Annotated in this window: 20 protein-coding genes; 8 read left to right on the top strand and 12 right to left on the bottom strand. The window is 62.6% G+C overall.

Annotated features, from left to right (window positions below; all coding sequences use genetic code 11):
• Nucleotides 1–12 precede the first annotated feature (12 nt).
• The 3 genes from VLU25_02665 to VLU25_02655 are packed head-to-tail and all read right to left on the bottom strand — an operon-like array spanning nucleotide 13 to nucleotide 2177.
• A complete protein-coding gene (locus VLU25_02665; GenBank protein HSR66819.1) occupies nucleotides 13–861 on the bottom strand; it encodes a DUF350 domain-containing protein in 849 nt (282 codons plus the stop codon).
• 28 nt (nucleotides 862–889) lie between these two features.
• On the bottom strand, nucleotides 890–1600 hold the full coding sequence (locus VLU25_02660) for a hypothetical protein (protein HSR66818.1): 711 nt from the start codon (nucleotides 1598–1600) through the stop codon (nucleotides 890–892).
• A 37-nt stretch (nucleotides 1601–1637) separates the two neighbouring features.
• The gene (locus VLU25_02655) at nucleotides 1638–2177 is read right to left on the bottom strand and encodes a DUF4178 domain-containing protein (protein ID HSR66817.1); all 540 of its coding nucleotides are present in this window, start codon (nucleotides 2175–2177) and stop codon (nucleotides 1638–1640) included.
• 106 nt (nucleotides 2178–2283) lie between these two features.
• Between VLU25_02655 and VLU25_02650 the strand changes: the two genes are divergently transcribed.
• Nucleotides 2284–2847, top strand: coding sequence for a DinB family protein (locus VLU25_02650; GenBank protein ID HSR66816.1), 564 nt, complete (start codon nucleotides 2284–2286; stop codon nucleotides 2845–2847).
• 408 nt (nucleotides 2848–3255) lie between these two features.
• On the opposite strand, the gene uvrC is transcribed toward VLU25_02650, so the two are convergent.
• Nucleotides 3256–5070: an excinuclease ABC subunit UvrC gene (uvrC, locus tag VLU25_02645; GenBank protein ID HSR66815.1), complete on the bottom strand. Its 1815-nt coding sequence runs from the start codon at nucleotides 5068–5070 to the stop codon at nucleotides 3256–3258.
• A gap of 226 nt (nucleotides 5071–5296) precedes the next feature.
• Between uvrC and VLU25_02640 the strand changes: the two genes are divergently transcribed.
• The 4 genes from VLU25_02640 (at nucleotide 5297) to VLU25_02625 (ending at nucleotide 11232) form a co-directional block, all read left to right on the top strand.
• Nucleotides 5297–5497, top strand: coding sequence for a hypothetical protein (locus VLU25_02640; GenBank protein HSR66814.1), 201 nt, complete (start codon nucleotides 5297–5299; stop codon nucleotides 5495–5497).
• Nucleotides 5498–6110: 613 nt separating this feature from the next.
• On the top strand, nucleotides 6111–8564 hold the full coding sequence (locus VLU25_02635) for an ABC transporter permease (GenBank protein ID HSR66813.1): 2454 nt from the start codon (nucleotides 6111–6113) through the stop codon (nucleotides 8562–8564).
• A 124-nt stretch (nucleotides 8565–8688) separates the two neighbouring features.
• Nucleotides 8689–9534 carry a hypothetical protein gene (locus VLU25_02630; protein ID HSR66812.1) on the top strand — a complete coding sequence of 282 codons (846 nt, stop codon included), beginning with the start codon at nucleotides 8689–8691 and terminating at the stop codon, nucleotides 9532–9534.
• A 483-nt stretch (nucleotides 9535–10017) separates the two neighbouring features.
• Nucleotides 10018–11232, top strand: coding sequence for an ATP-binding protein (locus VLU25_02625; GenBank protein ID HSR66811.1), 1215 nt, complete (start codon nucleotides 10018–10020; stop codon nucleotides 11230–11232).
• 426 nt (nucleotides 11233–11658) lie between these two features.
• On the opposite strand, the gene VLU25_02620 is transcribed toward VLU25_02625, so the two are convergent.
• The 5 genes from VLU25_02620 to VLU25_02600 all read right to left on the bottom strand — a co-directional run bounded on the left by VLU25_02620 (nucleotide 11659) and on the right by VLU25_02600 (nucleotide 18149).
• On the bottom strand, nucleotides 11659–12342 hold the full coding sequence (locus VLU25_02620) for a thymidine kinase (protein HSR66810.1): 684 nt from the start codon (nucleotides 12340–12342) through the stop codon (nucleotides 11659–11661).
• Nucleotides 12339–12986 (bottom strand): inosine/xanthosine triphosphatase, encoded by a 648-nt coding sequence (locus VLU25_02615; protein ID HSR66809.1) that lies wholly within the window; start codon nucleotides 12984–12986, stop codon nucleotides 12339–12341. The genes VLU25_02620 and VLU25_02615 overlap by 4 nt, the downstream gene beginning before the upstream one ends.
• Nucleotides 12987–13306: 320 nt before the next feature.
• Nucleotides 13307–15247: an ABC transporter permease gene (locus tag VLU25_02610; GenBank protein HSR66808.1), complete on the bottom strand. Its 1941-nt coding sequence runs from the start codon at nucleotides 15245–15247 to the stop codon at nucleotides 13307–13309.
• A gap of 2 nt (nucleotides 15248–15249) precedes the next feature.
• Nucleotides 15250–17127: a hypothetical protein gene (locus tag VLU25_02605; GenBank protein HSR66807.1), complete on the bottom strand. Its 1878-nt coding sequence runs from the start codon at nucleotides 17125–17127 to the stop codon at nucleotides 15250–15252.
• Nucleotides 17124–18149, bottom strand: a complete 1026-nt coding sequence (locus VLU25_02600; GenBank protein ID HSR66806.1) for an ABC transporter ATP-binding protein — start codon at nucleotides 18147–18149, stop codon at nucleotides 17124–17126. The genes VLU25_02605 and VLU25_02600 overlap by 4 nt, the downstream gene beginning before the upstream one ends.
• Before the next feature lie 236 nt (nucleotides 18150–18385).
• Between VLU25_02600 and VLU25_02595 the strand changes: the two genes are divergently transcribed.
• The 3 genes from VLU25_02595 (at nucleotide 18386) to VLU25_02585 (ending at nucleotide 22558) form a co-directional block, all read left to right on the top strand.
• Nucleotides 18386–18925: a UpxY family transcription antiterminator gene (locus VLU25_02595; GenBank protein ID HSR66805.1), complete on the top strand. Its 540-nt coding sequence runs from the start codon at nucleotides 18386–18388 to the stop codon at nucleotides 18923–18925.
• 31 nt (nucleotides 18926–18956) lie between these two features.
• On the top strand, nucleotides 18957–21263 hold the full coding sequence (locus VLU25_02590) for a mechanosensitive ion channel domain-containing protein (GenBank protein ID HSR66804.1): 2307 nt from the start codon (nucleotides 18957–18959) through the stop codon (nucleotides 21261–21263).
• A gap of 110 nt (nucleotides 21264–21373) precedes the next feature.
• Nucleotides 21374–22558 (top strand): ATP-binding protein, encoded by a 1185-nt coding sequence (locus VLU25_02585; GenBank protein ID HSR66803.1) that lies wholly within the window; start codon nucleotides 21374–21376, stop codon nucleotides 22556–22558.
• Nucleotides 22559–22839: 281 nt separating this feature from the next.
• On the opposite strand, the gene pcaF is transcribed toward VLU25_02585, so the two are convergent.
• Genes pcaF through paaG form a run of 3 tightly spaced genes read right to left on the bottom strand, consistent with a single transcriptional unit; the run spans nucleotide 22840 to nucleotide 26091 of the window.
• Nucleotides 22840–24045 carry a 3-oxoadipyl-CoA thiolase gene (pcaF, locus tag VLU25_02580; GenBank protein HSR66802.1) on the bottom strand — a complete coding sequence of 402 codons (1206 nt, stop codon included), beginning with the start codon at nucleotides 24043–24045 and terminating at the stop codon, nucleotides 22840–22842.
• A 33-nt stretch (nucleotides 24046–24078) separates the two neighbouring features.
• Nucleotides 24079–25290 (bottom strand): 3-hydroxyacyl-CoA dehydrogenase NAD-binding domain-containing protein, encoded by a 1212-nt coding sequence (locus tag VLU25_02575; GenBank protein HSR66801.1) that lies wholly within the window; start codon nucleotides 25288–25290, stop codon nucleotides 24079–24081.
• A gap of 12 nt (nucleotides 25291–25302) precedes the next feature.
• Nucleotides 25303–26091 (bottom strand): 2-(1,2-epoxy-1,2-dihydrophenyl)acetyl-CoA isomerase PaaG, encoded by a 789-nt coding sequence (gene paaG / locus VLU25_02570; GenBank protein HSR66800.1) that lies wholly within the window; start codon nucleotides 26089–26091, stop codon nucleotides 25303–25305.
• Nucleotides 26092–26109 lie beyond the last annotated feature (18 nt).

Here is a 26109-nt window from a genome sequence, read left to right as displayed (position 1 = left end):
GACGTAGAGGACTTACACGATCCAGCCGATCAGAAAAGAGGCGGCGATGTAGGAAAAGGCTTCGATGATGCCCGCTCCCAGGTTGGGATGTTCCTGATTGACCAGCTCGTCGGTGAGGCTGGCCCCCGGCAGCAGCACTTTGTCGGTCACCCAGCGCACCACGGGCAGCAGGATGAAGCCGAAGAGGACGAATTGGCCCAACACCGTCAGATTCTCGGTCCAGGAGTAGAAGTCGCCGTAGATTCCGGCCCCCACGATGTTGCCGAGGGCGACCAGCACTCCGGCGAAGGCCACGCCCACGGCCACGTTGTCTTTCTCGATTTCGTCGTGCAGCGAGTAGGGGGTGATCCAGTCGTAGATGCGGGCTCCCACGATGAGCACGGCTTGGGCGATGATCCAGAAAGCCAGCGCGGTGCCGATGCCGCCGCCCTGCCCTGAAATGGCCCCTGCCACGATGAGTCCCACGGCGACGTGGTTGCCCGCCTCCACCGCGCCCATGCCGGCGTTCCGGTCTTGAATGATCTCCTTCTCGTTGGAAAAGCTGGAGAGAAGGATGCGGTCGTTGACCCAGATGGAGAAGTTGAGGAGGACGATGGAGAGCAGGCCGTAGACGAAAATGTCGATGAGGTCATTGACCAGTCCGCTGGAGGGCCCGAAGAGGACGCCTCCCAGCGCTATGACGAGTCCGAAGTAGTACCCGGAGACGGCCAGCGCCAGAGCTACGTTGTCTTTCTCCAGCAGTTCGTGGCGCAGTGAGAAGCTGCGGTGCAGGATCTTGTCGAAGACGAAGCGTCCGATGAGAAAGAGGATGAGGACCGAAACGAGGTAGACGAGTCCGCTCAGGACTTGATCGAGGGTCATGGCGAGCTTCCTTTCCGGCTCTTTGCCGCTACTTGCCGGAGCTGAATCCGCGGGACCGGGCTCCGCTGCTGCGGCTGCGTCCTGCGCGGGAACGGACTTTCTGGCCGAAGCTGGCTTTTCGGGCCGCCTCGCGGGCCTGACGCCGCTGAAAGAAGTTGGGGCGCATCTTCCGGGTGTGAGTGCCGCTGGTGCCGTAGGTCCCGTTGCCGAAGTAGGGACGGCTGTTCTGGCGGGCGGTGCGGTAGCTGTCCCATTCGCCGCGGCCGATGTTTCGGTCGCCCCAGTTGAAGATGGCCCTTGCCACGGCGTACTTGCCGGCGAATTCCCAGAAGGTGTTGCCGCGGCTGTCGGTCCGCCATCTTCCATAGCGGCGGTCGCCTAAGTACTGAAATCCGGCCGGATAGCAGTCCTGAGACACGTCGCCCTGCCCGCCCTTGGAGCGCAGCGCCATGCCCAGGCAATCTTCATAGCGGCGGAAGGTGCTCTTGTCGACCCGCTCCCAGTCGGTCTCGCGGCTGCGCAGTTGCCCGTCCTCTCCGGGCTCCTGCCACACCAACTTGTACTTGTGGTAGTAGTCGGTGAAGAAGTTGCCTTCCCGGTCCATGTCTTCCAGGACGATGGAGTATCGCGGGTATTCCCTGAGCTGGTCCTGAAGACCGTCGAGAGGGTCGCGCCGGCAGGAGGAGGTGGCCAGCGAAACCAGGATGATCAGGATTGCCGGAATGGTTCGTTTGCTCATAAGACAGCGCCTCTGCTTCTTCGCATTCGCACCCGGATCAGCCGGGCAGGACGTTGGTGAATTGGTACTCTTCCACCGGATGTCCCTCGGAGGCCTCGAAATCGGTTTCGCCCCACTGCTCGATGGTCAGGTAGTGCTTCTCGCTCTCGTCGGCAAAAGACCAGTAGACGAATCCCTCTCCAGAGCCTTGTTCGTTCTTGAAGAAATATCCCGCGCCCGACTCTTCCAGGTAATAGGTGCGGCCCTTGCAGGTGATGCACTCGGGCGGGTCGTCCTGCTCGATGATGGTTTTGCGGACGTCGCCGTCGATGGCCGCCAGGGGGATCTTGCGCGACAGCGACCAGTAGGCTTCGTCGTCGACTTCGCGTTCCAGAAACCAGGTCTCGTCGCCGTCCTGCAGCTCCCACTCCAGAGTGGTGTCACCGTCGAAGTCGTAGCGGTGGCGGGCCGTCACCTTCCAACTGCGCATGTCGTAGTCGACGATGTAGCCGGGCTGCATCTTTTCGAGGCTCAGATCATGAAGGGGATCGAGGCCCTCGGGCTCTTTCTTCTTTTTCAGGAAATCGAAAAGTCCCATAACTCGGCAGCGCTTTTCAGTCTATCGCAAGCACCTGGTCTACGCGAACGACTACGCAAGGGGCCGCCGATTATTCAAGACGAGATTTTGTTGTATATTCACCGTCATGAGCACGCCTTCACCCCGCATGAGCTCCCAGGAACATCAGCAGGTCATGACTTTGCTGCAGGAAACTCGGCAGGACTTCCTCAAAGCCTTGCAGCAGGTGGCTGAGGAAGACTGGAACCGCTGTCCCCGGGAAGGTTCCTGGACGCCGGCCCAATTGGCCCAGCATGTGGTGTTGGCCGAGACTGCGGTATTGGAGGGGTTGCTGAGATCTTTGCAGAGGGAGGCCGATCCGCAGTGGCAGGAGACCCTGGGCAAGGAAGAGCTGATCATCCGCCTGCTGCCGGCCCGCCGCCGCAAGGCTGAAGCGCCTCCCCACGTGCGCCCCCGCGAGGAAGGCTTGCAGCGCCAGGAGGCTGTCCGCCTCTTCGAAGAAGTCCGAGCCCGCACCCTGGCCCTGGCCCAGGAGACGGAGCGTCCTTTCAAGCAGCACACCCGCGTCCACCCCTTGCCCGCCATCGGCAAGCTCAACGGCCACCAGTGGCTGCTCTTCAACGCCCAACACCTGCGCCGCCACATCCTGCAACTGGAAGAGATGCTCAGCCTTTTGGCAGCTCAGCCGTAGCGAGCGACCTCATACAAGGATGCGCCTGCCACCCGGCCCGGACACCGCCCGGCGGCCTATCCATCTGGCCGCGTTGAAGCGTTGCCAGGCTCGCACGGATGTGCCTGCTTCAGTTGCAGTCTCCTATGCTACTCGCCTGGTGGGAGGCGCATCCTTGCGGCGATGGAGGTAATGTTCATCTGGGACGAGCTGGCGCAGGCCTTCGAGGGCGGTCAAAAGAACAATCTCCCAGCCTCCAGTCCTCAACGCTTTGGATGCGCCTCCCACCTGGCCGGGGACGGCCCGGCGACCTGCCCCATCTGGGCGTGTTGGGACACTGCCTGGATCGCCGCAAGGATGCGCCTCCCACCCGACCTGGGGACGGTTCGGCGGCCTGACCTGGTTCTTGGACATTGGAAGTTGCGCAGCCTAGAGATGCTGTTTGATGGCTTCGGCTACCTTCTTGCCTACGAAGGGGGTGAGTTCTTCTACGCTGGCGCGGCGGATGCGGGCCAGGGAACCGAAGTTTTGCAGCAGGCGCTTGCGTCGCTTGGCGCCTACCCCGGGGACCGAGTCGAGTGCTGAAGCGAAGTCGCGCATGGAACGGCGCTTGCGGTGAAAAGTAACCGCGAATCGATGGGCCTCGTCGCGGATCTCCTGAACCAGATGCAGGACCGGCGAAGTGTGGTCGAGCACTACCGGCTCGGCCTGACCCTGTACGAAGAGATGCTCTTCTTTCTTGGCGATGCTGGCTAGAGGAAGGTCCTCGATGCCCAGCTCGGCCAGCGCCTGATAAGCCGAGTGCAACTGGCCTTTGCCGCCGTCGATGAGGATCAGGTCGGGCAAGGACGCCTCCTCGTCCTGAAGCCTCTTGTAGCGGCGGCGCACCACTTCGAACATGGCCCTGAAATCGTCGGCCTGCCCCTTGACGCTGCGGATCTTGAACTTGCGGTAGTCTTTGCGCTGCATGATGCCGTCGCGGCAAACCACCAGCGAGGCTACGTTCTCGGTGCCGTGGATGGTGGAAATGTCGAAGCCCTCGATGTGCTGGGGCAGACGGGGCAGGCTGAGGGCCTCCTGCAGATATTCGAGCACTTCGAGCTTGCGCGACTTGAGGATGCGGAAGCGGGTCTCGAAGGCGATCTTGGCGTTGCGTTCCACCAGCAGCAGCAAATCGTGCTTCTCGCCCTTTTTGGGAACCACGATGCGCACCTTGCTGCGGTTGCCCTTTTCCTGGTGCTTGGCGGTCAGCCATTGCAGCATCAAGGCCTGGTCTTCGATCTTGACGGGCAGGTGAATCTCGCGGGGGACGAATCCGGCGTTGTAGTAGTACTGCTGCAAGGCGTCGCGCAGGAACTCGGTGGGCTTGAAGAACTGGAGGTCCTCCCAGAAGAACTCGCGCTTGCCCACGATCTTGCCCCCGCGCAGGGTGAACAACTGCAAGGCGCAGCGGGGACCCTCGCGGTAATAGGCGAAGACGTCCACGTCGTCGACTCCCGACAGCACCATCTTCTGGCGCTGTCCCAGGTCGCGGATCATCTTGAGGCGGTCGCGGTAGAAGGCGGCGGCTTCGAAGTGCTGCTTGTCGGCGGCCTCCATCATGCGCTTTTCGATCTTCGCTTCCAGCTCTTCAGTCTTGCCGTCGAGAAAGAGGATGACGTCGCGCACCGCTTGCAGGTATTCCTCTTTGCCGCACAGTCCTGAAACGCAGGGTCCCAGGCAGCGCTTGATGTGGTATTCCAGGCAGGGACGGTCGAGGTTGCCGTCGATATCGATGGAGCAGGTGCGCAACAGAAAGTGGCGGTTGATGATCTTGACGGTATTGCGGGCCAGCGAGGCCGGCAGGTAGGGACCGAAATAGCGGCCTCCGTCTTTCTTGATGCGCCGCGTCAGCAGCACCCGCGGAAACTCTTCGTTGGTGGTCAGCTTGATGTGCAGGAAGGCCTTGTCGTCCTTGAGACGGACGTTGAAGGCGGGCTGGCGCTTCTTGACCAACTGGCTCTCCAGCAGCAGCGCCTCGACCTCGGAGTCGGTTTCCACGTAGTCGAGATCGGCGACATGAGACTTGAGCACCTCGGTCTTGTGATCAATCGCCCGCGCCGCCTGGAAGTAGGCCCGCACCCGGTTGCGCAGCACCTTGGCCTTGCCGATGTAGATGACCTTCCCCTTGGCGTCCTTGAGCAGATACACTCCGGGCGTCTCGGGAAGATTCTCCAACTTGGCCCGCAGCGCCTCGTCCGACATGCCCCCATTATATCGTCGGCCTTCTGCCGGTCCCGCTTCCACCCGTGTCAGAGGAGCTTGGCATTCCATATCAAACCTTGATCAATTCATATCTGCGTGACTGCTCGACCAAGAAGCGGCGTCTCTCTATGAGGTGGAAGCCCGCACAAGGGACCTCCGATCCACGTAGAAGTCCATCGCTTTTCCAATAGCCATCCACGAAAAACCGTTATACTTATAGGCAGCCGTGGCACGAGTACTCAAATCAGGTCTGTGGATAGTCCTCTTCATGCTGGTTGCCGCGCCGGCTTTGGCGCAGGATTCTAAGACGCTGGCGTTTTCGATCAAGCCTGATGCGGAGAAGAGAGCTCTCTTCGGTACCGTTGCGCGTCAAGACGGCTTGTGGAAAGTCCACAGCATCGGCCTGACCGTCCATTCAGTGATGTAGTTGGAGACCTGTCGTTTAGGTTTCAAGACCCGAGGGGAGTTCTGTCGAGGTGGAAGGACGAGCATGGGTGCTGGATCTCCGATTGCCATGTTTCCGACTGCCGAGAATTGTGGCCGCCCTTTCGCTGGTTTCGATCCTCTGCCCAGCCTGTTCAGAATCCCGTCCGGCTGATTCGCACGAGCCTGCTGATGCGGCCTCGATTTCCACGGCCCGGGCTCGTTACAAGGAGTTCTTCGATGCCCACCGGCAAGAGAGCCCGATCGGGATCCTGCCTCGGGTTGCTCTCTACGGCGGCCCAGATACATTCGGCTTGCTCACGAGACTGGCGGTGGTTGATCACAGAATCATCGCCATCGTGCAAAACGATTCTAAGCGGATGGGCATTAGGAATGCCTGTGCCCAAACAGGCACCTGCAAAGCCAGCATGGGCGACATCTGTTTTGTCAATGGAGAACAGTTCGACGACCGCAGGTGGATAGGCGCCGCCTCAATCGGTGTCCGAGGAACCGCCGGTCTGGTCCGATAGAACGGCGACAACCCTAGGAATCAAAACTGAAAGAACGCCTAACGACTTGCGTGCGTCATTTTCCAGGAGGCGGTTTTTTTGCAGGCGATGAGGCTATGGGATGAATTGGTCGTCGATGGACGCTCCGCCTTCCGCGCCTTGCGCGCCCGCACCGGGTTGGCGGCCGTATCGGTCTTGATCCTCGCGATCGGTCTCGGTGCCTCGAGTGCGGTCATCCGGTTGATGCGGGGACTCCTGCTCGACCCTCTGCCGGCTGTAGAGCATGAGGCGCTCTTTGCGTTAGGCCGCAACACCCTTTCCCACCCGGACTACCTGGACCTGCGGAGCGCGGCCACGGATATTGCCGATGTTGCCGCCTACGTGAATGTTCGTTTGGGAATGGCGGACAACGACGGCGAGAGGCTCGTAAGAGGAGCGTTGGTTTCTGACAACTACTTCGAGGTCTTGGGCATCAAGCCGCTTCTGGGACGGTTTTTTGACGCCGCTGACGAGAAGAGTCCGGTGGCAGTGATAGCGAACAGTTTACGGCGCAGCCATTTTCCCAGAGAGACGCAGGTAATCGGTTCCGAAATCCGATTGGGAGCCGAGACATTGACCGTTGTCGGCGTGGCGCCTCCCGGCTTTGGGGGAATCGACCTGGAATACCCAACCGCCGTCTGGGTGCCTCTTGGGCTGCAGCCGCTGGTGCAGCCGGGCCAAGCGCGATTCAATCTGTTGAACCGCCGATCAGTACGCTGGCTTGGGGGCATCGCTCGAGCCTCCCAGGGCATTGACCTCAATCGCGCCCAGGAATGGATTGATTCGTGGACAGCCCGCATGGCGGAATCGTTTCCCAGAGGACGCGCCGGCTGGTCGATTGCTCTCACCCCGCTGGCACAAGCAGTGATTTCTCCGCAGCCCCGAGTCACCGTCATTAAACTTCTGCGGGTTGTCGGCATTGTCGCGCTGCTGATTCTGCTCATCACGAGTGTCAACCTCTCTATTCTGTTCCTTCTCGGGCTAGTCTCCCGCAACGAGGAGCTGGCCGTAAGACTGGCTCACGGCGCCAGCCGGGCAAGGATCGCCCGCCAACTGGCCCTGGAAATGTTCCTGCTGGCCGCCGCCGGCGCGGCTGGCGGCTTGCTGGTCGGAGGCTGGTTAGCGCGGCTTGGGCAGAGGCTCGTGTTACCACCCCAGATCGCTCCTCAAGTTCTTTCCCTCGATGGCTGGAGTTTTGCGGCAACACTGGCTGCGGCGGTCATATCCTGTTCGCTGGCTAGCCTTCCGCTCCTGCGGCAGCTTCGCCAGGTTGAAATTTTCCATGTGATTCGCCGTGCATCAGCGGGACTGACCGGCTTGGGGCCGGCTGGCCGCAACCGGTTCGCCCTGATCTCGGGACGGAGCGGTCTAGCTCTCTTGGTGGCCGGCCAAACCGCTTTGAGCCTGCCCTTGCTGCACGGGGTTCTCCTCGTGGGCAGCAGCCTGATGGCGCAAAAACGCATCGACTTGGGCTTTACCGTCAATGGAGTGACACTGGCGAAGGTGACTCCCAGCGTAACGCAACTAGGGCGGAGTGAGGGCCTGCTTCTCTACCAATCGCTGTTGGAAGCACTCAAGGCGGCCTCAGGCGTGGAAGCGGTCGGGCTGGCGGCTCTGGCACCGATAGGCGATAATCGCCTGCTCTGGGAAGTGATCTTATCGCCGGGCGAGGACCCCCAAGAAATCGCCGGCAATGTCGTCTCCCCCGGGTACTTCGCGAGCATGGGCGTGCCGCTGCTGCGCGGTCGCGACTTCGACTTCGAAGTCGACGGCCCGGGGCGGGAGCCGGTCGTTTTGATCAACGAATCTCTGGCCAGTCGGCTGTGGCCCGGCCGGCAGGCCGTAGGGCGCGAACTCGCCTTAATGAGTTTCGACGGCCCCGAGCCGCATCGTGTAATCGGCGTCGTGCGAGACATGCGCCATGGTGACATGCAAGCGGCGCCCGAGCCCTTCCTCTACCGTCCTCTGGCTCAAGACTATCAGTCTCACGTCACTTTGCACGCACGTACCTCCCTGCCCCCGTCCGCACTGACCCAGCTCATCCGAGAATCCCTCCAGCGGCTCAACCCCAGGGTTCCGGTCGACCAGGTACGGACCCTGGCCGACGATGTCGATTCTGCTCTGGCGCGAGCCTATTACCTAACCCTTGGAATGGGACTCCTGGGTGCAGTCGCCGCACTTCTCGCCGCAGTCGGCCTCTACGGAGTCTTGGCCTTCGCCGCCCGGCGGCGAGCACGAGAGATCGGCATCAGAATGAGCCTTGGAGCCCGTCCCGGCACGATCCATGGCCAGGTACTTGCTCGGGGACTCCGCCTGGCCTTGGCCGGGATGGTTCCCGGTACCGTCCTGGCCCTGATTTTCGGTCACTTTCTGTCCGCTCGTCTCTATGGCCTCTCTGCTTTCGAGGGGTATGCCCTGGTCATAGCCGCCTGCCTGCTGACGGCAGTCGCGCTGCTGGCCAGCGAACTGCCCGCCTTCCGGGCAAAGACAGTCGATCCCGCAGAAATCCTACGGCAAACCTGACTGCTCTCAAAGCGCCCTGACCTGCTGGAGCCGACTCCGATTCCGCGGACTGATTGATTTTTGAGCATTGTGTGAGAAGGCAGCATCTAATCGGGTGTAGTTGCTTTCTTTCTGGAGGAAACTCATGAGAAGATTAGGATTATTCGGGTTCTTCGCTCTTTGGGGGTGGCTTGCCGCTTCCTTCCTGTTCGCGGGCGAGGGACAAGCGCCTGACCTCGAAACCACCTATCTGGCCCATTTCGTCAACGCGCCACTCGATGGCGGTGCCACCCAGTCGACCATCCTGGTGCTTTCCAATCCCGGTGAAGAGGCGGCCCAGGCCACCCTCAGCTTCTTTTCCGGCAACGGTGATCCGGTCTCGCTTTTCGTTGACGGGAACGAAGTGGAAATCGTCGAGCGGACCCTGGCGCCCGGGGCTTCGAGCATCGTCTTCACTCAATCGTTGGAGCCGGTGTCAGGCTGGATTCAGGTCGTCTCGCCGGAAACGCTTCGGGCCACCGGCATCCTCAGCGCGTTTGTTCCCGGGCTTAATCGTGAGCCGGGAACTCCCGTCGTGTATAGCCGCATCGAGGCCAGCATCTTCGCCGTCGAGGCCACCTTGCGCGCCAGCGTCCCGGTGGAACGCTCACTGCCCGGCTTTTTGTTCTTTCCCGACTTGAGCACGGCGGTCGCCGTGGTCAATCCGTCGTCCCAAGCGGCCCGGGTGACTCTGACATTGCTGGACGATGAGGCAAGCGAGTTGTTCGAGGTCGAGTTGGTTTTGGAGCCACGCACCCAACAGGCCCGCTTCGTGGAGGAGCTCTTTCCCGACATTCCCCTTGAGCAGGCCAGCTTCGATGCGCCCTTCCGCTTTGCCGGCAGCCTGCGGGTGTCATCCGACACGCCCATCGCCCTGACCGCCCTGCGCACCCAGGGCGGCGTGCAGCTCTCCAGTCCGCCGGTGGGCCAACTCAGGCAAGTTTCGCCCTAGTGAGCTTTCCAAGCGCCCAAGAGGCGACGCAAGTCGACCAGTTGGCCCAGGTGGTAGGCATTGTGGTCGGCCGCCACATGGCGACAATCTATATCAACAGGGGAAGACACGCCACATGCTTGTGCATGCTGTCGTCCTGGAGCCTGGCGGCTGCCGGGGGCTTTTGGTGGAAATGTCCGTGAGGATGCGCCTCCTACGGGTTGCTGCCACCCCACCGCGGTTGCTGAGAGAGGGTGGTGCTGCCGACAAGGCTGATCTTGCCAATATCTTGCCGGCTTGACTCGTGCTGCCCCAGTTAGCCCTTACCTCCATCGCCGCAAGGATGCGCCTCCCACCAGGCCGGGAAGTGGGTAGCTGGTCCTGATGACGCGGGGTGGGCTGGGGGCATTGTGGGGGCCGCAAGGAGGCGCCTCCCACCTGTCTTGCGGGTCCATGGAGCCGAGCTTGATTTCGTACGATTTTGCAATTAAAATGCAAAGTTGCATGGAGCCAGAGCATTACATCGAGCGTGGACTGGAAGCGACGGTGGGGAAGGCTGCCGCGGAGTTTCCGGCGGTGGTGGTGACGGGGCCGCGGCAGAGCGGGAAGACGACGCTGTTGAAGCACCTCTATCCCGAAGCCCGATATGCATCGCTGGAGCGGCCCGATGTGCGCGAGAGTGCGCAGGCCGATCCGGTCGGGTTCTTGGAGCTGCATCCGCCGCCCGTCATTCTTGACGAGATTCAGTTCGCCCCCGATCTCTTGCCCTATGTCAAGGAACGCATCGATGCCGAGCGCGACCGCAAGGGTAGCTATTTGCTTACCGGATCGCAGAACCTGCTGCTGATGGAGAAGGTCACCGAGACGCTTGCCGGCCGAGCCGCCATACTCAGGCTCCTGCCCCTGTCGGAGCGGGAGATCAGGGGGCGGCTGCATGATCCGCTGCCCTGGGAGGAGGGATGGAAACCTTCTCCATGCCCCGGAATGGACCAGATTTGGGAGGGCTTCTTGCGGGGAGGATTTCCGGAGTTGGTGCAGGAACCCCAGAGAGACCTGGTGCTGTGGTACGCCAGTTATGTGCAGACTTACCTGGAACGGGATGTACGCCACCTGCGCCAGATCGGGGATTTGACGCAGTTTCAGGCCTTCTTGCGGATGTTGGCCTCGCGCAGCGGACAGTTGCTGCAATACAGCGATATCGGGCGTGACCTGGGCCTGAGCGTCAATACCGTCAAGGCCTGGGTGTCGGTGCTGGAGGCCACCCATCAAATCGTCATCATCCGGCCCTACTTCGCCAATATCGGGAAGCGTCTGGTGAAGACGCCAAAGGTCTATTTGACCGACGTCGGACTGCTCTGCTACCTGACTGGATTGCGGGATGCAGGACACGCGGCCCAGGGGCCGATGCGGGGAGCCATTGTGGAGACGGCGGTGCTCAGCGAGATTCGCAAGATCTACCTGAGCCGGGGCGAGGATCCTCAAATTTACTTCTGGCGCACGTCCAGCGGGCAAGAAGTCGATTTCTTGGTCCAGCATGAGACGGAGACCGTGCCGGTGGAGGTGAAGGCTTCGGCCACTCCCTCCCCTTCCATGGCTTCGTCCCTGGCGCGTCTCAGGCGAGATGTCGACGGAGTTCGGCCAGGATTCCTGATTCACCTGGGCAAGGATGTGCTTCCACTGGGCGAAGGGGCGCTTGCTGTTCCCTTTCATCTGTTGTGAGCTTTGGTCCGGGCCGCCTGCCTTCGGTGTCGCGGCCTGAACTGCCGTGAGGATGCAAGCCGGCTACGGTCGTATTTGCCAACTGTCTTGAGTGGCTTGGAGCGGGCAGCCCTGGTTGGCCGTTGCCTCCATCGCCGCAAGGATGCGCCTCCCACCAGGCCGGGAAGTGGGTAGCTGGTCCTGATGACGCGGGGTGGGCTGGAGGCATGGCTGGGTCGCCGCAAGATGCGCCGCGGCTACGCAATCACCAACTTCCAAGCCTTCCGAGCATCAACTCCCAAATCTCCCAAGCAGGGAGAGGACGTCTCGCCCCGTCGCCAAAGCCCTCCGTAGCCTCGGCGAAGGAGGGCGAAGGATGCGCCATGGCTGCGCAACTCCCAGTTGGCAACCACCAACTCCCAAGTCTCCCAATTAGGGGGCAGCGGGTCAGGCTTTGGCGGCTACTTTTACGGGGCGGGGGGAGGTTTTTTCGGAGTGCTCCCGGATGGGTTGGGAGTTGGTCTCTTGGGCCTTGGGAGTTGCGCGCTCCGAGCGCGCCGGGGCTTCGTCGGGGGGTTCGTAGCAGCGCCGGCAGCGCGCTTCGTAGGCGTCGTCGGCGCCCACCAGGATGCGTTCGCCGCTTTCGACCAGGCGCTGGGTGCAATTGGCGGCCGGGTTGCCGCAGCGCATGCAGATGGCCAGGGTCTTGGTGATGTATTCGGCGATGGCCAGCAGTTCGGGCATGGGATCGAAGGGGCGGTTGCGGTAGTCCTTGTCGAGGCCGGCCACGATGACCCGCTTCCCCATGTTGGCCAGCCGCTCGCAGACCTGTACGATTCCGGCGTCGAAGAACTGGGCCTCGTCGATTCCGATGACTTCGCAACGGTCGTAGATGGTCTCGAGGATCTCCTGGGAATTGGAGACCTGCTGGGAGCGGATGCGCAGTTCGCTGTGGGAGACGATGTGCTCTCCCGAGTAGCGGTCGTCGATTTTGGGTTTGAAGACCTGAACCCGCTGACGGGCGATTTGGGCCCGGCGCAGGCGGCGGATGAGCTCCTCGCTTTTGCCCGAGAACATGCTTCCGCAGATGACTTCGACCCAGCCCGTGGAATTGAGGATAAGCGGCTTCATAGCGCCTCTGCCTTTGTTGAAGTGATGGTTGGTTCGGGTTCGATCCTGCGGTAAGCGGCGGCATTATAGAATGGCGCCAAAGCTGCGATCAAGGCGGTGACGAAGGAGTCGCGCCGTGACACCAGATCGCGGGTGAGGATGCCCCAAGTGCCCATTCTGCTGCGCACGTCGCGATGTCCCGCGTAGTCGTCGATGGCCTCCCCCAGTTCCAGACCCTCTTCCAGCACCATGGCCGCCAGTGCTCGCGGGATGGGGATGCCTCCGCTGCGGGCGTAGTAACCGGCCGGCTCCTGCCCGGAGCCCTCGACGTAGACCCAGCTTTCCAGGAAGACCTGTCTGCCGGGAGCCGAAGCTTGGGGGTCATCCACGGCCTGGAAGAGGGTGAAGCCGCCCTCCATTCCGATCCACAAGTCGACTTCCTGTTCTTCCGGGGCCAAATCCCGGCGCAATTGGCGGACGCGCTCGAAGGCGCCCCGCGTCAGTTCTTCCACGCCCACCGGCATGGAGGGCGCGGCCCAGGAAACGTCGCGGCTGAGCACCTGCGGCCGGCGGGCCGGCCAGCCCGTCCGCCGGCGGATGCGCCGCAAGGCCTCGTCAACAGCTTCGACTTTGGGGCGGCGGGTTGTGCCAACGGCGATCTTCATTGGCCGCTAGTTTAGCGTCCGGGTCTGATAGGCGCCCGGGAGGTTGGGGGACTTGGCTTTGAAGTAACGCACGAGTCGGCATAGCGGCTTCCGGGCACTCCGGTGGGGATCGCCGCAAGGATGCGCCTCCCACCAGGCCGGGGGCCGGGTAGCTGATCCTGAAGACCGGGGTGGGCTGGAGGCACTGTGGAGGGCGCAGAGATGTCCCTCGGCTGCGCAAATCACCGTCTTCCAAGCGCTTCCAAGCCTCCAAGCATCAACTCCCAAGACTCCCAAGGAGGGGGAGGAGCGTCCTGGCGCCTGCGAGCGGAACCGAGTCCTCAGGGAGAGGAGTCGAGGGTGGCTTGGAACCAGGGCTCGTAGACGGTCTGGCCGGAGTCGAAGTCGAGCAGGCCGATCTGCAGGTAGAAGGTGCCGTTTGGAGCTGTGGACTCGGCAGGGGCAGTGCAGAAACTCTCTTCTCCAGTGGCCATGGCGTATGAGACGTGGATCTCGTCATGTCCTGAAGAGAGGTCAGGCTTGAAGCGGCAAACAGGTTCCCATGGGTGTGGCAGACCGGGGGCCAGCACCCACACTTCGATCACTCCCTCTTCCTCATCGAACTCGATGCGTCCACGGGGACGCGGCAGGGCGTCGATGCGGGGGCGGAAGCGGCGGGCGTCTTTGTCGAGGGCGCGGAAGAAGGCGCCCAGCAGGCTCTCGAGGTCGTAACCGCAGGACTGCATCCAAGCCTGCCAGAAGGGAACGCCCTGCAAGTCGCGCAAACCGCCTTCCAGATGCGGAGATGTGAGCAGGCAGACAATGCCGTCGCTACCCATGCGCTCCACCATCACCGCGGCCAGGCGCTCGCCCAGCGAATAGACCGTCTCGGCGCCCAGCTCGGCCTCAAGGCGGGAACTGTCGGCCATGGTCTGAAAGTCGAAAAGGCGCCGGTCGCGCATGACGGCGGCGGGGAAGCGCAGCTCGTCGCGACGATGGCTGAGGACCCACTCGTGCTCCAGGTAGGACGCCAGACCTTCGTGGAAGACGCGGATGGTGTTGAAATGATCGCGCAGACGGCGCTGGGAGAGCTGGTCGATGAGTACGTGGACGGTCTCATGAACCAGGGTGCCCTCAAGCTCGCGCAGGTCGTCCTGATAGGCCAGGGCCAGGGTGATGCTTTGCCACTCGGCCAATCCGGCGTAATGGGTGCGGCTGGCCGAGGTGGCGTCCACCGCCAGGGGCTGGGCCGGCTGGGTCTGAAAAAACTCAAAGACCTTGCGGCCCCAGGCATCGGCCTTAGGGGCCAATTTCAGGACCCGCCCGCGCAGGTTTGAAGGGTAGGAGATGCGGTAATAATCGGTATCGAGCGTAGACGTTTCCCAGGAAGGGAACTGCACTTCCACATTGCCCAGATCGCTATCGACTTCGACGTCTTGAGCATTGTCTTTGTTCTCGCTCCAGGCCACGAAGGCCACCAGGGTGATGCCGACCACGGGCACGGCCAGCACGATCAACACCAGCTTGCCCGCCAGCGAGCGTTGGAAGCGTCCCCAGGCGGGCATAAGCCAGTCGCGGCCCCGGCAAAACTGGATCCAGGAGATGAAGAAGGCCAAGACGGCCAGCACCCCCAGCAGCGTCACCGTGTCCCAGGGAACGATGTAGAGTCCGCCCCGCATGGGAGGCGCGATCAGGCGCACGGGATTGAGCGTCCGCAGCGCGGGGGCCAGCTTGACGGCCACGGGAAAGCTGAAGAGCACCATCAGTGCCACGATCCAGGAAAAGCGCCGCAGGAAGGACAACAGCGTCCCCGCCGCCGTCAGGAAGAAGAACAGGACGAAGTCGAGAAGGAGCGATTGGGTCAGCAATCCCAGGTGCCATGAGCTGTGAAGGGAATCGCGGGAAAGGGCGTGCAGCGGCAAGCTGATGACGCTGCTGAGCAGGGGCCAGGCCATCAGAGTGCCGAAAGCGGCTGTGGTCTTGACCAGGAAAAGACCGCTGCGGGAAATGGGAAGACTGTCGAGAAACTCCAGAGTCCTCTCGTCATATTCTCTCACCAGCAGCCCCGCGGTGATGGCCATGGCGAAGATGGCCATGATGACGAAAATGGCCAGGGCGGAGTCGGCCTCCTCGGCGGTGTAGAAGTTGATCCGAGCCTGGGACGGATATTCGGTGAGCAGGACGAACACCGCGTCGAGAAGGACCAGAAAGACGGAAAAGGCCAGGAAAGGCCGCAAGGCCAGAAGCTCTTTCCTCATGAGCGCCGTGAAAGAACCGGCCATAGCTACGGCACCTCCTGGACGCGCCATCCCGACACCACGTTGCATCCCAGAAGCGGCACGTAGAGCAAGGCGGCGGCGTAGAGGCGTTCGCCGGGAGTATAGGTCCCGGGCAGGATTCCCTGGAGCTGGGAGGGATAGCGCACGAGCTGCAACTGCAGCTTGGCGATATCTTTGCGTACTTCAAGCCCCTGCAGACGTCCGTAACGGATCTCCAGGAAAAGCGGCTGGGGCGGCGGCGGCATTACCGACAGCCGGTACTGAAGCCCCCTGGAGAGAGGCGAGAACTCCTCCGGTTCGAACTCCAGGACGAGGCGGGGGATGGACTGCAGAAAAGCCCCCGACTGGCGGGCATTGTCCAGCAACAGCCGGTTCCACTCCTCGATCAGTTCGTCCAGGGAAACTCCGCAGGACTCCCGCAGGGCCGTTGCTGGACGCGTGGGGCCGATTCGCCAGAGGGCTCTGAAGTCGCGGGGAACGTCGGCGGCCAGGACGCGCCGCAAGAAGTCCTGCACGCCCTCGGGCCCGCAGCGTTGGCGCAGCGCCGTCAAGCCCGAGTGGGCCAGTCCGGCGGCCACTTCGCGGCCCAGGAGTTCGCGCTGGGAGAGCCAGTTTTCCAGGTGGCGGCGCTCGACGCCTTCGGGAGCCGCCCACAGGGCCCTCAACATGAAGGCTTCGCGGTCGCCTTGAGAGCGCAGGTCGAGCCAGTAGAGGGAGAATCCGTCCAGCACCCATCCGTACTCTTCGTCGGCCAGGCGCTGGTTGGAAGCCTCCAGAAGGATCCGCCGCAGCAGCCAGGCCTGGAAGCTGAGACGGCGGAAGTCGGGATGAGTGATGTGGGCCCGCGCCAGCACTCCCGAGGCGTCCTGAATCTGGCCTTCCTCGAAGAGGTCGGGATCGAGGTCGGTGCGCTCCACGATAAAGACCCGCGGCAGCGAGGAAAGGCCCAGGTAGTCGCCCAGGGCCGCCAATTCGTGGCTCCAGTGCCGAGCCATCTCCAGGTCCGCCTCCTCCGGCTCGTAAGAGGTGAGCACGGTGGTCACCGCCGGACCTTCTTCGGCGGTGCTTCCCGCCATCAGTTGAAAAGGCTCGGGAGCGGCCCGCTCGTCCAGGTAGGTAAAGCTGGTCAGGAAGCCCAGGATGAGCATTGTGAAGGCGATCTTCTCGCGATAAGACATCTTCTCAGCGGTCAAGGCGGCGACCGATCCCTCGCGTGTCAGTGCCAGCGCGAAGGCTGCGCCGATGAAGGCCAGGGCCAAAGCGGCGCTCCAAGCCAAGGCCGTCCAGGGAAAGTCAAAGCGCTCGAAGGCCAGGGTCGGGTCGACGAGGGCGAAGGGGCCCCAGCGGGTCAGGTCGATGTCGGTGTACTGCTGCAACGCGATCAGACCCAAGGCCGTGAGAATGTAGTAGGGGAAACGATAGCGCCCCAGGAATCCGCCCAGGAAACAAAAGGAATAGACGGTCCAGACGAAGACGCCGCCGCGCAGGGTCATGATCAGCACCTGACGGCTGTCAGGAGTGACCGAGGCCGTGAGCAGTGCCAGCAGAAGCGCCGCGGCGGTTGCCCCGAGAAGCAAGGTCAGTCCCAAAAGGTATTTGACGATGACCAGGGTGGAGCGGGCCAGCGGAAGGGCTTCCAGAAAAACCTGGGTGCGGGCGCTGTACTCGGCTGCCACCAGACGTCCGGCCAGCACCAGGGCCGTGACCGGCGCGTAGACGACAAGGAACAAGCGCAGCGCCTGCCAGGAGACCGCGGCGGTTTGCTCGAGGAAGGCGTAGAGGAGCAGGTTGAGGTAAGCCCACAGGCACAACAAGAGCAGCCCCGCCAAGGCCAGGACATGCTGACGAAGCTCCTTGCGCACCAGAATCAGCCAGGTCTTCATAGCTCGGGCCTCTTTCCGGTCAGAGCGATGAAGATGTCTTCCAGAGACATTTCCTGAGACCGGCCGGGAGGGATGCGCCACTGCTCCCAGGCCAGGGGAGTTCCGAAAAGCACCATGTCTCGGCTTCCGTCGGGCAGCACTTCTTCGCGCAAGGGCTCAAGATCTTCCAGCACGGGACGGTGCAGTTCGCCCTCCCCCAGGGGCTCGGGACCGGCTCCCATGGTTTCCGCCGAAGTATCGTCCCAGGCCGGCCCGGAAGCGTCCATCGGGGGCTGCACCACGCGGCGGACGGAGCGCTTGAGCGTCTGCAAGTCGCCTTCGAAGAGCAGACGCCCCTCGTGAATAATCCCCACCACGTCGGCCACCCGCTCCACCTCGTCGATGATGTGGGAGGAAAAGAGGGTGGTGCGGCCGTACTTGCGGGCCTGCCCGGCGATCATGTCGAGGAACTCGCGGCGGGCATAAGGATCGAGTCCCGAAGTGGGCTCGTCCAGAAGCAACAGCGGCGGACGGTGAGCCAGGGCCAGCGCCAGCGCCAACTTCACTTTCATGCCGCCCGAAAGGGCGGAAATTTTGCGTTGGGGAGGCAATTCCAGGAGTCCCGTCAAACGCTGGTATTCGTCCCCGTCCCAGGTGGGGTAGAAGCCGGATACGAATTCGCCGATGCTCTGGCAGGTCATCCAAGGATAGAAGTACTGCTCCTGGGAGACGTAGCCGATGGAGCGTTTCTCCTCCTGCCCGATGCGCTGAAAGGACCGGCCGTCGAGTTCGATGCGTCCCTGGTCGGGACGAATGATCCCCATCAGCATGCGCAGGGTGGTGGTCTTGCCGGCGCCGTTGCGTCCCAGAAAACCGTAGATCTTGCCGCGCGGAACGGAGATGCTCAGGTCTTCCACGGCGCGCACTTTGCCGAAGCTCTTGCCCAGATGCAGCGTCCGCAGCAGCGGTTTGGGCGGGGCGGTGGTGAAAGTTTCAAGTTGAGGCGGCGTTTTCAGGTCGGATGACATCGTATTGGCAGCCATTATAGAGATCCCGACAGGAGTGTGAGATGCAGCCAAGGCGACAAAGGCCTAAAGAGAAAAAGGGCCTTAGGGGAAAAGGCCCTTTTTCGACTGCATCCAAGTGGGAGGTACTTGTTCTGATTAGATATAACGCAGGGGGATCGGGATTCACCTCAGCCCAGGGTCATTTTTCCCGGCAGCGGGACCGGCGACGACACGTGTCGGGTCCAGGCCTCCTTTGGAAACACGCACTTGGAATGAGCGTGCCTGATAACATGGACGCCATGGATGGGGAGCAAGGAAGTGCGCTTAGGTGGTACGCGGTCCATACCCGTCCCCGCCACGAAAAAGTAGTCGCCGAGCAACTCTGCTTCAAGAACATCGAGTGCTTTTTGCCCTTGCGGGAGGTCCTTTCCAAGTGGAAAGACCGCCGCAAGCGGGTGCAATTTCCCCTGTTCCCCGGCTATCTCTTCGTCCACGCCTCCCTCCCCAGCTCCCGTCTCGACATCATTAAAGTGGACTCAGTGGTGCAAATCCTGGGATTCCAGGGCAAACCCGAACCCGTGCCCGAGAATCAGATCGACGCCGTCAAGCGCTTAGTCTACAGCGAGCTGCCTTACGATCCTTATCCCGATCTGGCCCAGGGAGACCGGGTGCGCATCGTGAGCGGTCCGCTGCGCGGCTTGGAGGGCGTCCTGGTAGAGAAGAAGAACCGATTCCGGTTTGTGCTCAACGTCGATTTGATCCGTCAGTCGGTGGCTTGCGAGATCGCCGCCGCGGACGTGGAGAAGCTCTAAGATCGGGCGGTTCAGCAAGGGAGAGCAAAGAATGAAGCGAGCTTTGGGGATTTGGCTGCTGATCGCCTTGCTGGCCCCTTCTCTTCCACTGCTTTACGGACAGCAGCGCAATCCTCTGCAGTTTTTGAGTCAGTCCGAAGATGAGGAGAAGGCTCCTGAGGGGCCTTCGCTGCAAGAGCGCAGCCAAGAGCTTCAGAGGCAGCTCGCCCAAGTCCGCAGCCGTCTCCGGCAGGAGGAGGAAGCAGACTCGGGGGCGGCACGGCAACTGAGCCTGCTGCAGCAGATCGAGTCGCTGCTCGATCAACTGCGCACCCAGCAGAACATCGTCCAGGACCTGGAAAGCGAAAAGCTGCAACTGGAAGAGGACCTCCGGGCGATGCGCGACAGCGGACCGCCCGGGGAACGTCCCTTCAGCTTCTTGCGCCTTTCAGCCGTCCGCAGCGAGTTGCGCTCCCACCTGCGCCAGGGCGGCATGCTGCAGTCGGCCCGCCAAGCGCTACAGGAAGCGGTGGCTTCGGCCCGCCGGCAACACCAGGAGAAGGAAGCCGAGCGGCGCCGCGTCAAGGAGCTTCAAGAGAACAACAGCGATGCCGCCCGCATCCCCGAACTCTCGCGGCGCCTGCGCTTGGCCGAGTTGGAAAGCTGGTTGGCCCTGGAGCGGCTTAATCTAAGGCGAGCCGAGCTGGAAGCCCGCCGCATCTCCGACGAGATCTACGGGATGCGCAGCGATTACCTGCGCCAACAAGTGGCCTGGATCGCCCGCGAAACCCAGTTTCCTGAAGAGTTGCTGAACCAGGAGTTAGCCCAGATCCGCGTGCGTCAGCAAGACTCGGCCGAGCGCCAGCAGCAGTTGCGAAGCCAACTGGAAGAAGCCCGCCAGCAACTGCGGGAAGCCGAAAACGCCGAGGAGAGCGGACAGGAGCCGCCCCAATCACGACGCCTGGAAGCCTTGCGCAGCCGTCTCGACGCTCTCCAGGTCAAACTCAAGCTGGAGAACGACTTCCAGTCGCAACTGGCTCTGCAACGACGCGTCTGGAACCGTCGGCGGGAGGTCTTTCAAGGAGGAGTCGAAAACGGAGTGCTGGCGGAGTGGCGAGCCGAGAGCACCCAATCCGTCCAACAACTGGAGGTGGACCGCCAACTCGACCGTCTGCAGGCTGACGACGTGCGCCACCGGCTGCTGACTCTGCAACAGCAGTTGCAGGCGGTCAACGAGGGGAGCCCGGCCGCCCGGGCTCTACAAGCGCAGATCGACAACGCCCAATCCCTGCTGGAGGCCTACGAGAACGCCGTTCTGCGCATCGAGGACGCTCTGCGGCTGCTCAACGGACTGCAGGAGGAAATCACTCTGGCGCTGGGAGGCGAAGACCTGGGCCAGCGCCTCAGCCGCTACTGGGACAACCTGGTCAGGATCTGGTACATGGAGCTGACCTCGGTGGACGACAAGCCCATCACGGTCGCCAAGGTGGTCGGGATCCTGCTGGCCTTCCTGCTTGGGCTGTGGGTGTCGAGGCGCATCAGCACCATGATGGGGAGACGGGTCCTGCCCCGCATGGGCATGGACGAGGGGTCGTCGGCCGCCATCCAAGCACTCTTCTACTACACGCTGGTGCTGATCTTCGCCATCATCGCCCTCTACGCCGTCAACGTCCCCCTGACCGCCTTTACCGTGGCCGGCGGAGCGGTGGCCATCGGAGTGGGGTTCGGTTCTCAGAACGTGATGCGCAACTTCATCAGCGGCATCATTCTGCTTACCGAGCGTCCCATCCGGGTGGGCGACCTGGTGCAACTCGACCAGATCTACGGCACCATCAAGCGCATCGGACTGCGCAGCACCCAGGTGCTCAGTTCCGACAACGTCGACATCATCGTCCCCAACAGCACTTTCCTGGAGCAGAACGTGGTCAACTGGACGCTCTCCGACGACCGATACCGCGCCAAGGTCACGGTGGGAGTGGTTTACGGCTCGCCTACCCGCGAAGTGGTGCGCATGATCGAGCGGGCCGTCAGCGAACACGGCAAAGTCCTTAAGACCCCTCATCCCATCATCCTCTTCTCGGAATTCGGCGACAACGCCCTCATCTTCGAGGTCCACTTCTGGCTGCGCATGCGCCGCCTGATGGACTCGCGGACTATTCAAAGCGACCTGCGCCACCGCATCGATACCCTCTTCCGCGAGGCCGGCATCACCATCGCCTTCCCGCAGCGGGACGTCCATCTCGACTCCCTCAGCCCCATCGAAGTGCGCATCAAGCGCGACCGTCCCAGCCTGTCTCAGGAGAATGCCGACGGACCCTCGGGCAGCGACCCGCACACGGAACCCTCCGACAAGAAGTAAAGCCGAATTTGGTAATCCTGCGCACATAGTTTTCGCCCCCCCTGCCGATAAGCTAAGCGAGACGAGCCCTGCTTCCGTTTAGCGAGCCGGAAGCTTGAGGAGTAAATGGCATGTTTGATTTTCGTCTGAGTACTACGGCTGTCGAACCTCTGCTCAAGGAGGCCGAGGAAGGCTTTTTGCTGCTGCTTCCCAGCGGACGCATCCTGGAAGCCAATCCGGCCTGCTGCCGTATGAGCGGATACGACAGGGAAGACTTGGTCGGCAGCGACCTCATCGAACTGGTGCCTCCCGCTGACCGCAGCACCCTGCGTCGCAAGCTGGAACGGGCCTCCAACTCGGGAAGCGCCCGCATGGAAACGGTTTTCAGCCGTCCTCACCAACCACCCCTGCAAGCCGAGTTAAGCCTTTTCTACAGCCGTTCAGAAGAGGGGCGGATCTGCTGCTTTCTGCGCGACCTCTCCAGCCTGCGCAAGGCGACCCCCAAGCATCGCTCACGGCTGGAAAGCCTGGGCATCCTGGCGGGCGGCATCGCCCACGACTTCAACAACCTGCTTTCCGTCATGATGGGATACTCCAACCTGGTGCTGGACGACCTGCCGGCTGGCGGACGCAACGCCGAACGCCTGAGCGAAGTGCTGCAGGCCGGCGCACGGGCCCATGAACTGGTCGAACAGATGCTCACCTTCAGCGGCAGCAACCGGCTGCAGCGGCGGCCTCTGGTGCTTCGGGAATCGCTTCGGGAGTGCCTCAGGAGCCTGGCTGAAGAACTGCCTGAAAACGTCCGCCTGGAAACCCGCCTGCCCGAACTGGACGCGCGCGTTTCGGCCGATCCGGCAGAGCTGGCGGAAATCTTGCGCCAACTGCTGCGCAACTCCGTCAAAGCCATGAACGGCGACGGCGGCGTGCTTCAGGTTTCACTGAGCGAGGCCGAAGGCGACTGCCTGGGACTGCTGGCTGAGGACCGCAACGAATACATGGGACCCTTCGTCAAGTTCACCGTCGGCGACAGCGGGCACGGAATCGATGCGGGCTTGACCAAGCACGTTTTCGATCCCTTCTTCACCACCCGCGAGGTGGGACAGGGCACGGGATTGGGACTCTCGGTGGTGCACGGCATCGTGCGCAGCCTGGGAGGCGTCATCACCCTGGAGAGCGAACCCGGCCAGGGCACCACTTTCGAAGTCTACTTGCCGCGCCTGATCCGGGACGAGAGGGGACACGACTACCAGCCCAGCCGCTCTCTCACCCACGGCGTCCCCTGGCCCTCGCCGAGTCAGAACCTGCGCCGCAGCTAAGACGATTTTTTCACCATGGCGACTTGCCTGTGCTGTGCTGCCCCGCTTGGCCGTCACCTCCATCGCCGCAAGGATGCGCCTCCCACCCGCCGGGGACCAGCCAGCTTCAGAAGTTGAGTGGAAGGAGCCTGGCGCCCTTCCAGAAAGCAACCTGCCCCAAGATAACTGGTCGGCCACACGCCTGGTGGGAGGCGCATCCTTGCGGCGATGCAGGCAGTGGCCAACCGGGGCAGCATGACCCAGACCAGTCAAATCCCCGCCAAAAACCTCCTACCAGTCCACTAAACCCGTTCAATGAGGGCCGCCATGCCTTGGCCCACTCCTACGCAAAGGGTGCAGAGGGCATAGCGTTTCTCCCGCACTTCCAGCTCATTGAGGGCGGTGGTGAGGAGGCGGGCGCCTGACATTCCCAGGGGATGGCCCAGGGCAATGGCGCCGCCGTTGGGATTGACACGGGGATCGTCATCCTCCACTCCGAGTTCCCGCAAACAGGCCAGCGACTGAGCCGCGAAGGCCTCGTTGAGTTCGATGACGTCGAGCTGGTCAAGGGTGAGTCCCGCCCGCTGCAGCACCTTGCGAGTCGCGTCCACCGGTCCCATGCCCATCAAGCGCGGCTCCACTCCTACAGCGGCGGCGCTCAGCAGGCGGGCGCGGGGAGTCAGCCCGTAACGCTCGGCTCCCTGCCCGCTGGCCAGCAGGATGGCGCAGGCGCCGTCGTTGAGTCCGGAGGCGTTGCCCGCCGTCACCGTGCCGTTTTCGCGAAAGACGGTGGCCAGCTTGGAAAGGACCTCCAAAGAAGTGTCAGGACGAATGAATTCGTCCTCTTCAAAGAGAACGGGATCGGCCTTGCGCTGAGGAATCTCCACGGCCACGATCTCGCGCTTGAAGCGGCCCTTTTGGCGCGCCTGGGCGGCCTTCTGTTGAGACCGCAGGGCGAAGCGGTCCTGGTCCTCACGCGAAATGCCATACTTCTCGGCCACGTTCTCGGCCGTTTCACCCATGGCGTCGCATCCGTAGAGGCGCTTCATCTGTGGATTGACGAAACGCCATCCCAGGCTGGTGTCGAAAAGCTGAGCGTCGCGTCCGAAGGCGTAGGAGGGCTTCGAAAGCACGTAAGGAGCCCGCGTCATCTGCTCGACGCCTCCCGCGATGAAGACATCGCCCTCCCCCACCTGGATGGCTCGGGCGGCATTGACGGCGGCGCTCAGCCCCGAGGCGCACAAGCGGTTGACCGTTTCTCCGGGGACGCTCTGCGGCAGTCCGGCCAGCAGCAGCGCCATGCGGGCCACGTTGCGGTTGTCTTCGCCGGCCTGGTTGGCGCAGCCCAGGATCACGTCCTCTACGGCGGCACCGTCCAGCGAGGGGCTGCGGCGCAGGATCTCAGCGATGACCAGGGCCGCCAGGTCGTCGGCCCGGACGGGTGAAAGAGAGCCGCCGATCTTCCCGACCGGCGTGCGTACGGCGTCTACGATGAAAGCTTCGTGCATGTCAGTTCCTGCAAAGGTCGATGTCGGCCCCGCCTAAAAAGTGTCGCGAAAGCGCCGGCCCTGGCGCACCACGCGGCGCAGCAGTGGATTGGGGCGGTAGCGGTCCTCTCCATACTCGGCCTGCAGTTCCTGAAGGCGGCCCAGGACCACCTGAGGACCGATCTCGTCGGCCCACTCCAGAAGTCCGCGGGGGTAATTTACGCCTTTGGTCATGGCCAGGTCGACGTCCTCGGCGCTGGCCACCTGCATGAAGACGGCGTCGGCCGCCTCGTTGATGAGCATGGCCAGGACGCGATCCAGGATACGCTGGCCCAAATCGAGGTTTTTGTTCGGCTCGGGCCTCTCGGCTCCCTCAGAATAGTCGTAGTAGCCGCGCCCCGTCTTGCGTCCCAAGCGCCCCGCCTCAACCATGCGCTTCTGGGTGAAGGAGGGCTTGAAGCGGGGGTCGTAAAAGAAGGCTTGGAAAACCGTCTCGGTGACCTTGAGGTTGACGTCGTTGCCGATCAGGTCCATCAGCTTGAAGGGGCCCATGCGGAAGCCCCCCAGTTCTTCCATGGCCCAATCGATGGTGGGGACGTCAGCGATGCCCTCGTCCAGAATCCGCAGCGCCTCGCCGTAGAAGGGGCGGGCCACCCGGTTGACGATGAATCCCGGGGTGTCCTTGGCCAGGACGGTGGTCTTGCCCCAGGAGTCGATGAGTCCGCGGCAGCACTTGACGGCGCTGCTGCCGGTGGCGATTCCCGGCACCACCTCGACCAGATCCATCAAGGGCGCAGGATTGAAGAAGTGGGCCCCCAAGACCTGCTGAGGACGCTTGCAGGCCGAAGCCACCGAAGTCACGGAAAGGGATGAGGTGTTGGTGGCCAGCAGCGCTTTCTCGTCGAGGATCTCCTCCAATTGAGCGAAGACGCCGCGCTTGACGTCGAGGTTCTCGACCACCGCCTCGACGACCACGCCCGAGGGGGCCAACCGGGAGAAGTCCTCGACGTCGCTGATGCGGTCCAGCACCGCGTCCGCCTCTTGACGGCTGAGGCGCCCCTTCTCGACCAGCCGGCCATGAATCTTCTCCAAGAACCGTCGCGACTGGCTCAGCACTTCCTGGTCGGAGTCGTAGAGCAGCACCTGGTGACCGGCGGTGGCGGCCACCTGGGCAATGCCGCGTCCCATGGTGCCGGCCCCCACCACGCCAATCACGGTGGCGGACTGGTGGCCTGCGGCCTGGGTATGTGCTTGCTCTTGGCTCATGCAGTATCCTCTTTACTCGCCGGTGAACTTGGGCGGACGCTTTTCCATGAAGGCGCGCACGCCCTCACGGTAATCTCGCGTGAACCCGGCCTTGGACTGCAGGTCTTTTTCCAGCTCCAATTGCTCCTCCAGGGAGTTGCCCAAGGAACTGTTAAGGGCGCGCTTGATCAGACCCAGTCCGCGGGTAGGCTGCTTGGCCAGGTGGCGGGCCAGTTGCAGCGACTTCTCTTTCAGCTCATCGTGTTCCACCACGCTGGAAATCATTCCCCACTCCAAGGCCTCCTCGGCGCTGATGGTTTCGCCTAAGAGCATCATGGCCTTGGCCCGCGCCATGCCCACCAGGCGCGGCAAATGGTAGGTGCCTCCGCTGTCCGGGATGAGCCCGATGTTGCAGAAGCTCTGAATGAACTTGGACTTGTCCGAAGCCAGCACGATATCGCAGGCCAGCGCCAGGTTGGCGCCGGCCCCGGCCGCCACTCCGTTGACGGCGCAGACAACCGGCTTTTCCAGCCGCGTCAGGGCGCGGATGATGGGATTGTAGCTTTCCTCCACGATCCGGCCCAGGTCGGGTGCCGAGTCGTCATCTTGGGCCGCGGCCTCGGAGAGATCCTGGCCGGCGCAAAACGCGCGTCCGGCGCCGGTCAGCAGCAGGCAGCGCACTTCGGCCCGATCGGCGGCGTCGCGCAAAACCTCTTGCAGGCGCCCAGCCATGGCGCGCACGAAACTGTTGAGCTTCTGGGGACGGTTGAGGGTAATGCGGCCGACGCCCTCGTCATAGCCGTAAAGAATCGTTTCACTCATGGAAATACCTTAGCGAAG

Source organism: Acidobacteriota bacterium (assembly GCA_035471785.1).
GTDB lineage: Bacteria > Acidobacteriota > UBA6911 > RPQK01 > DATIPO01 > JANQFM01.
The sequence above is the reverse complement of the archived record's forward strand: the minus strand, read 5'-3'. Positions and strand labels throughout refer to the sequence as shown.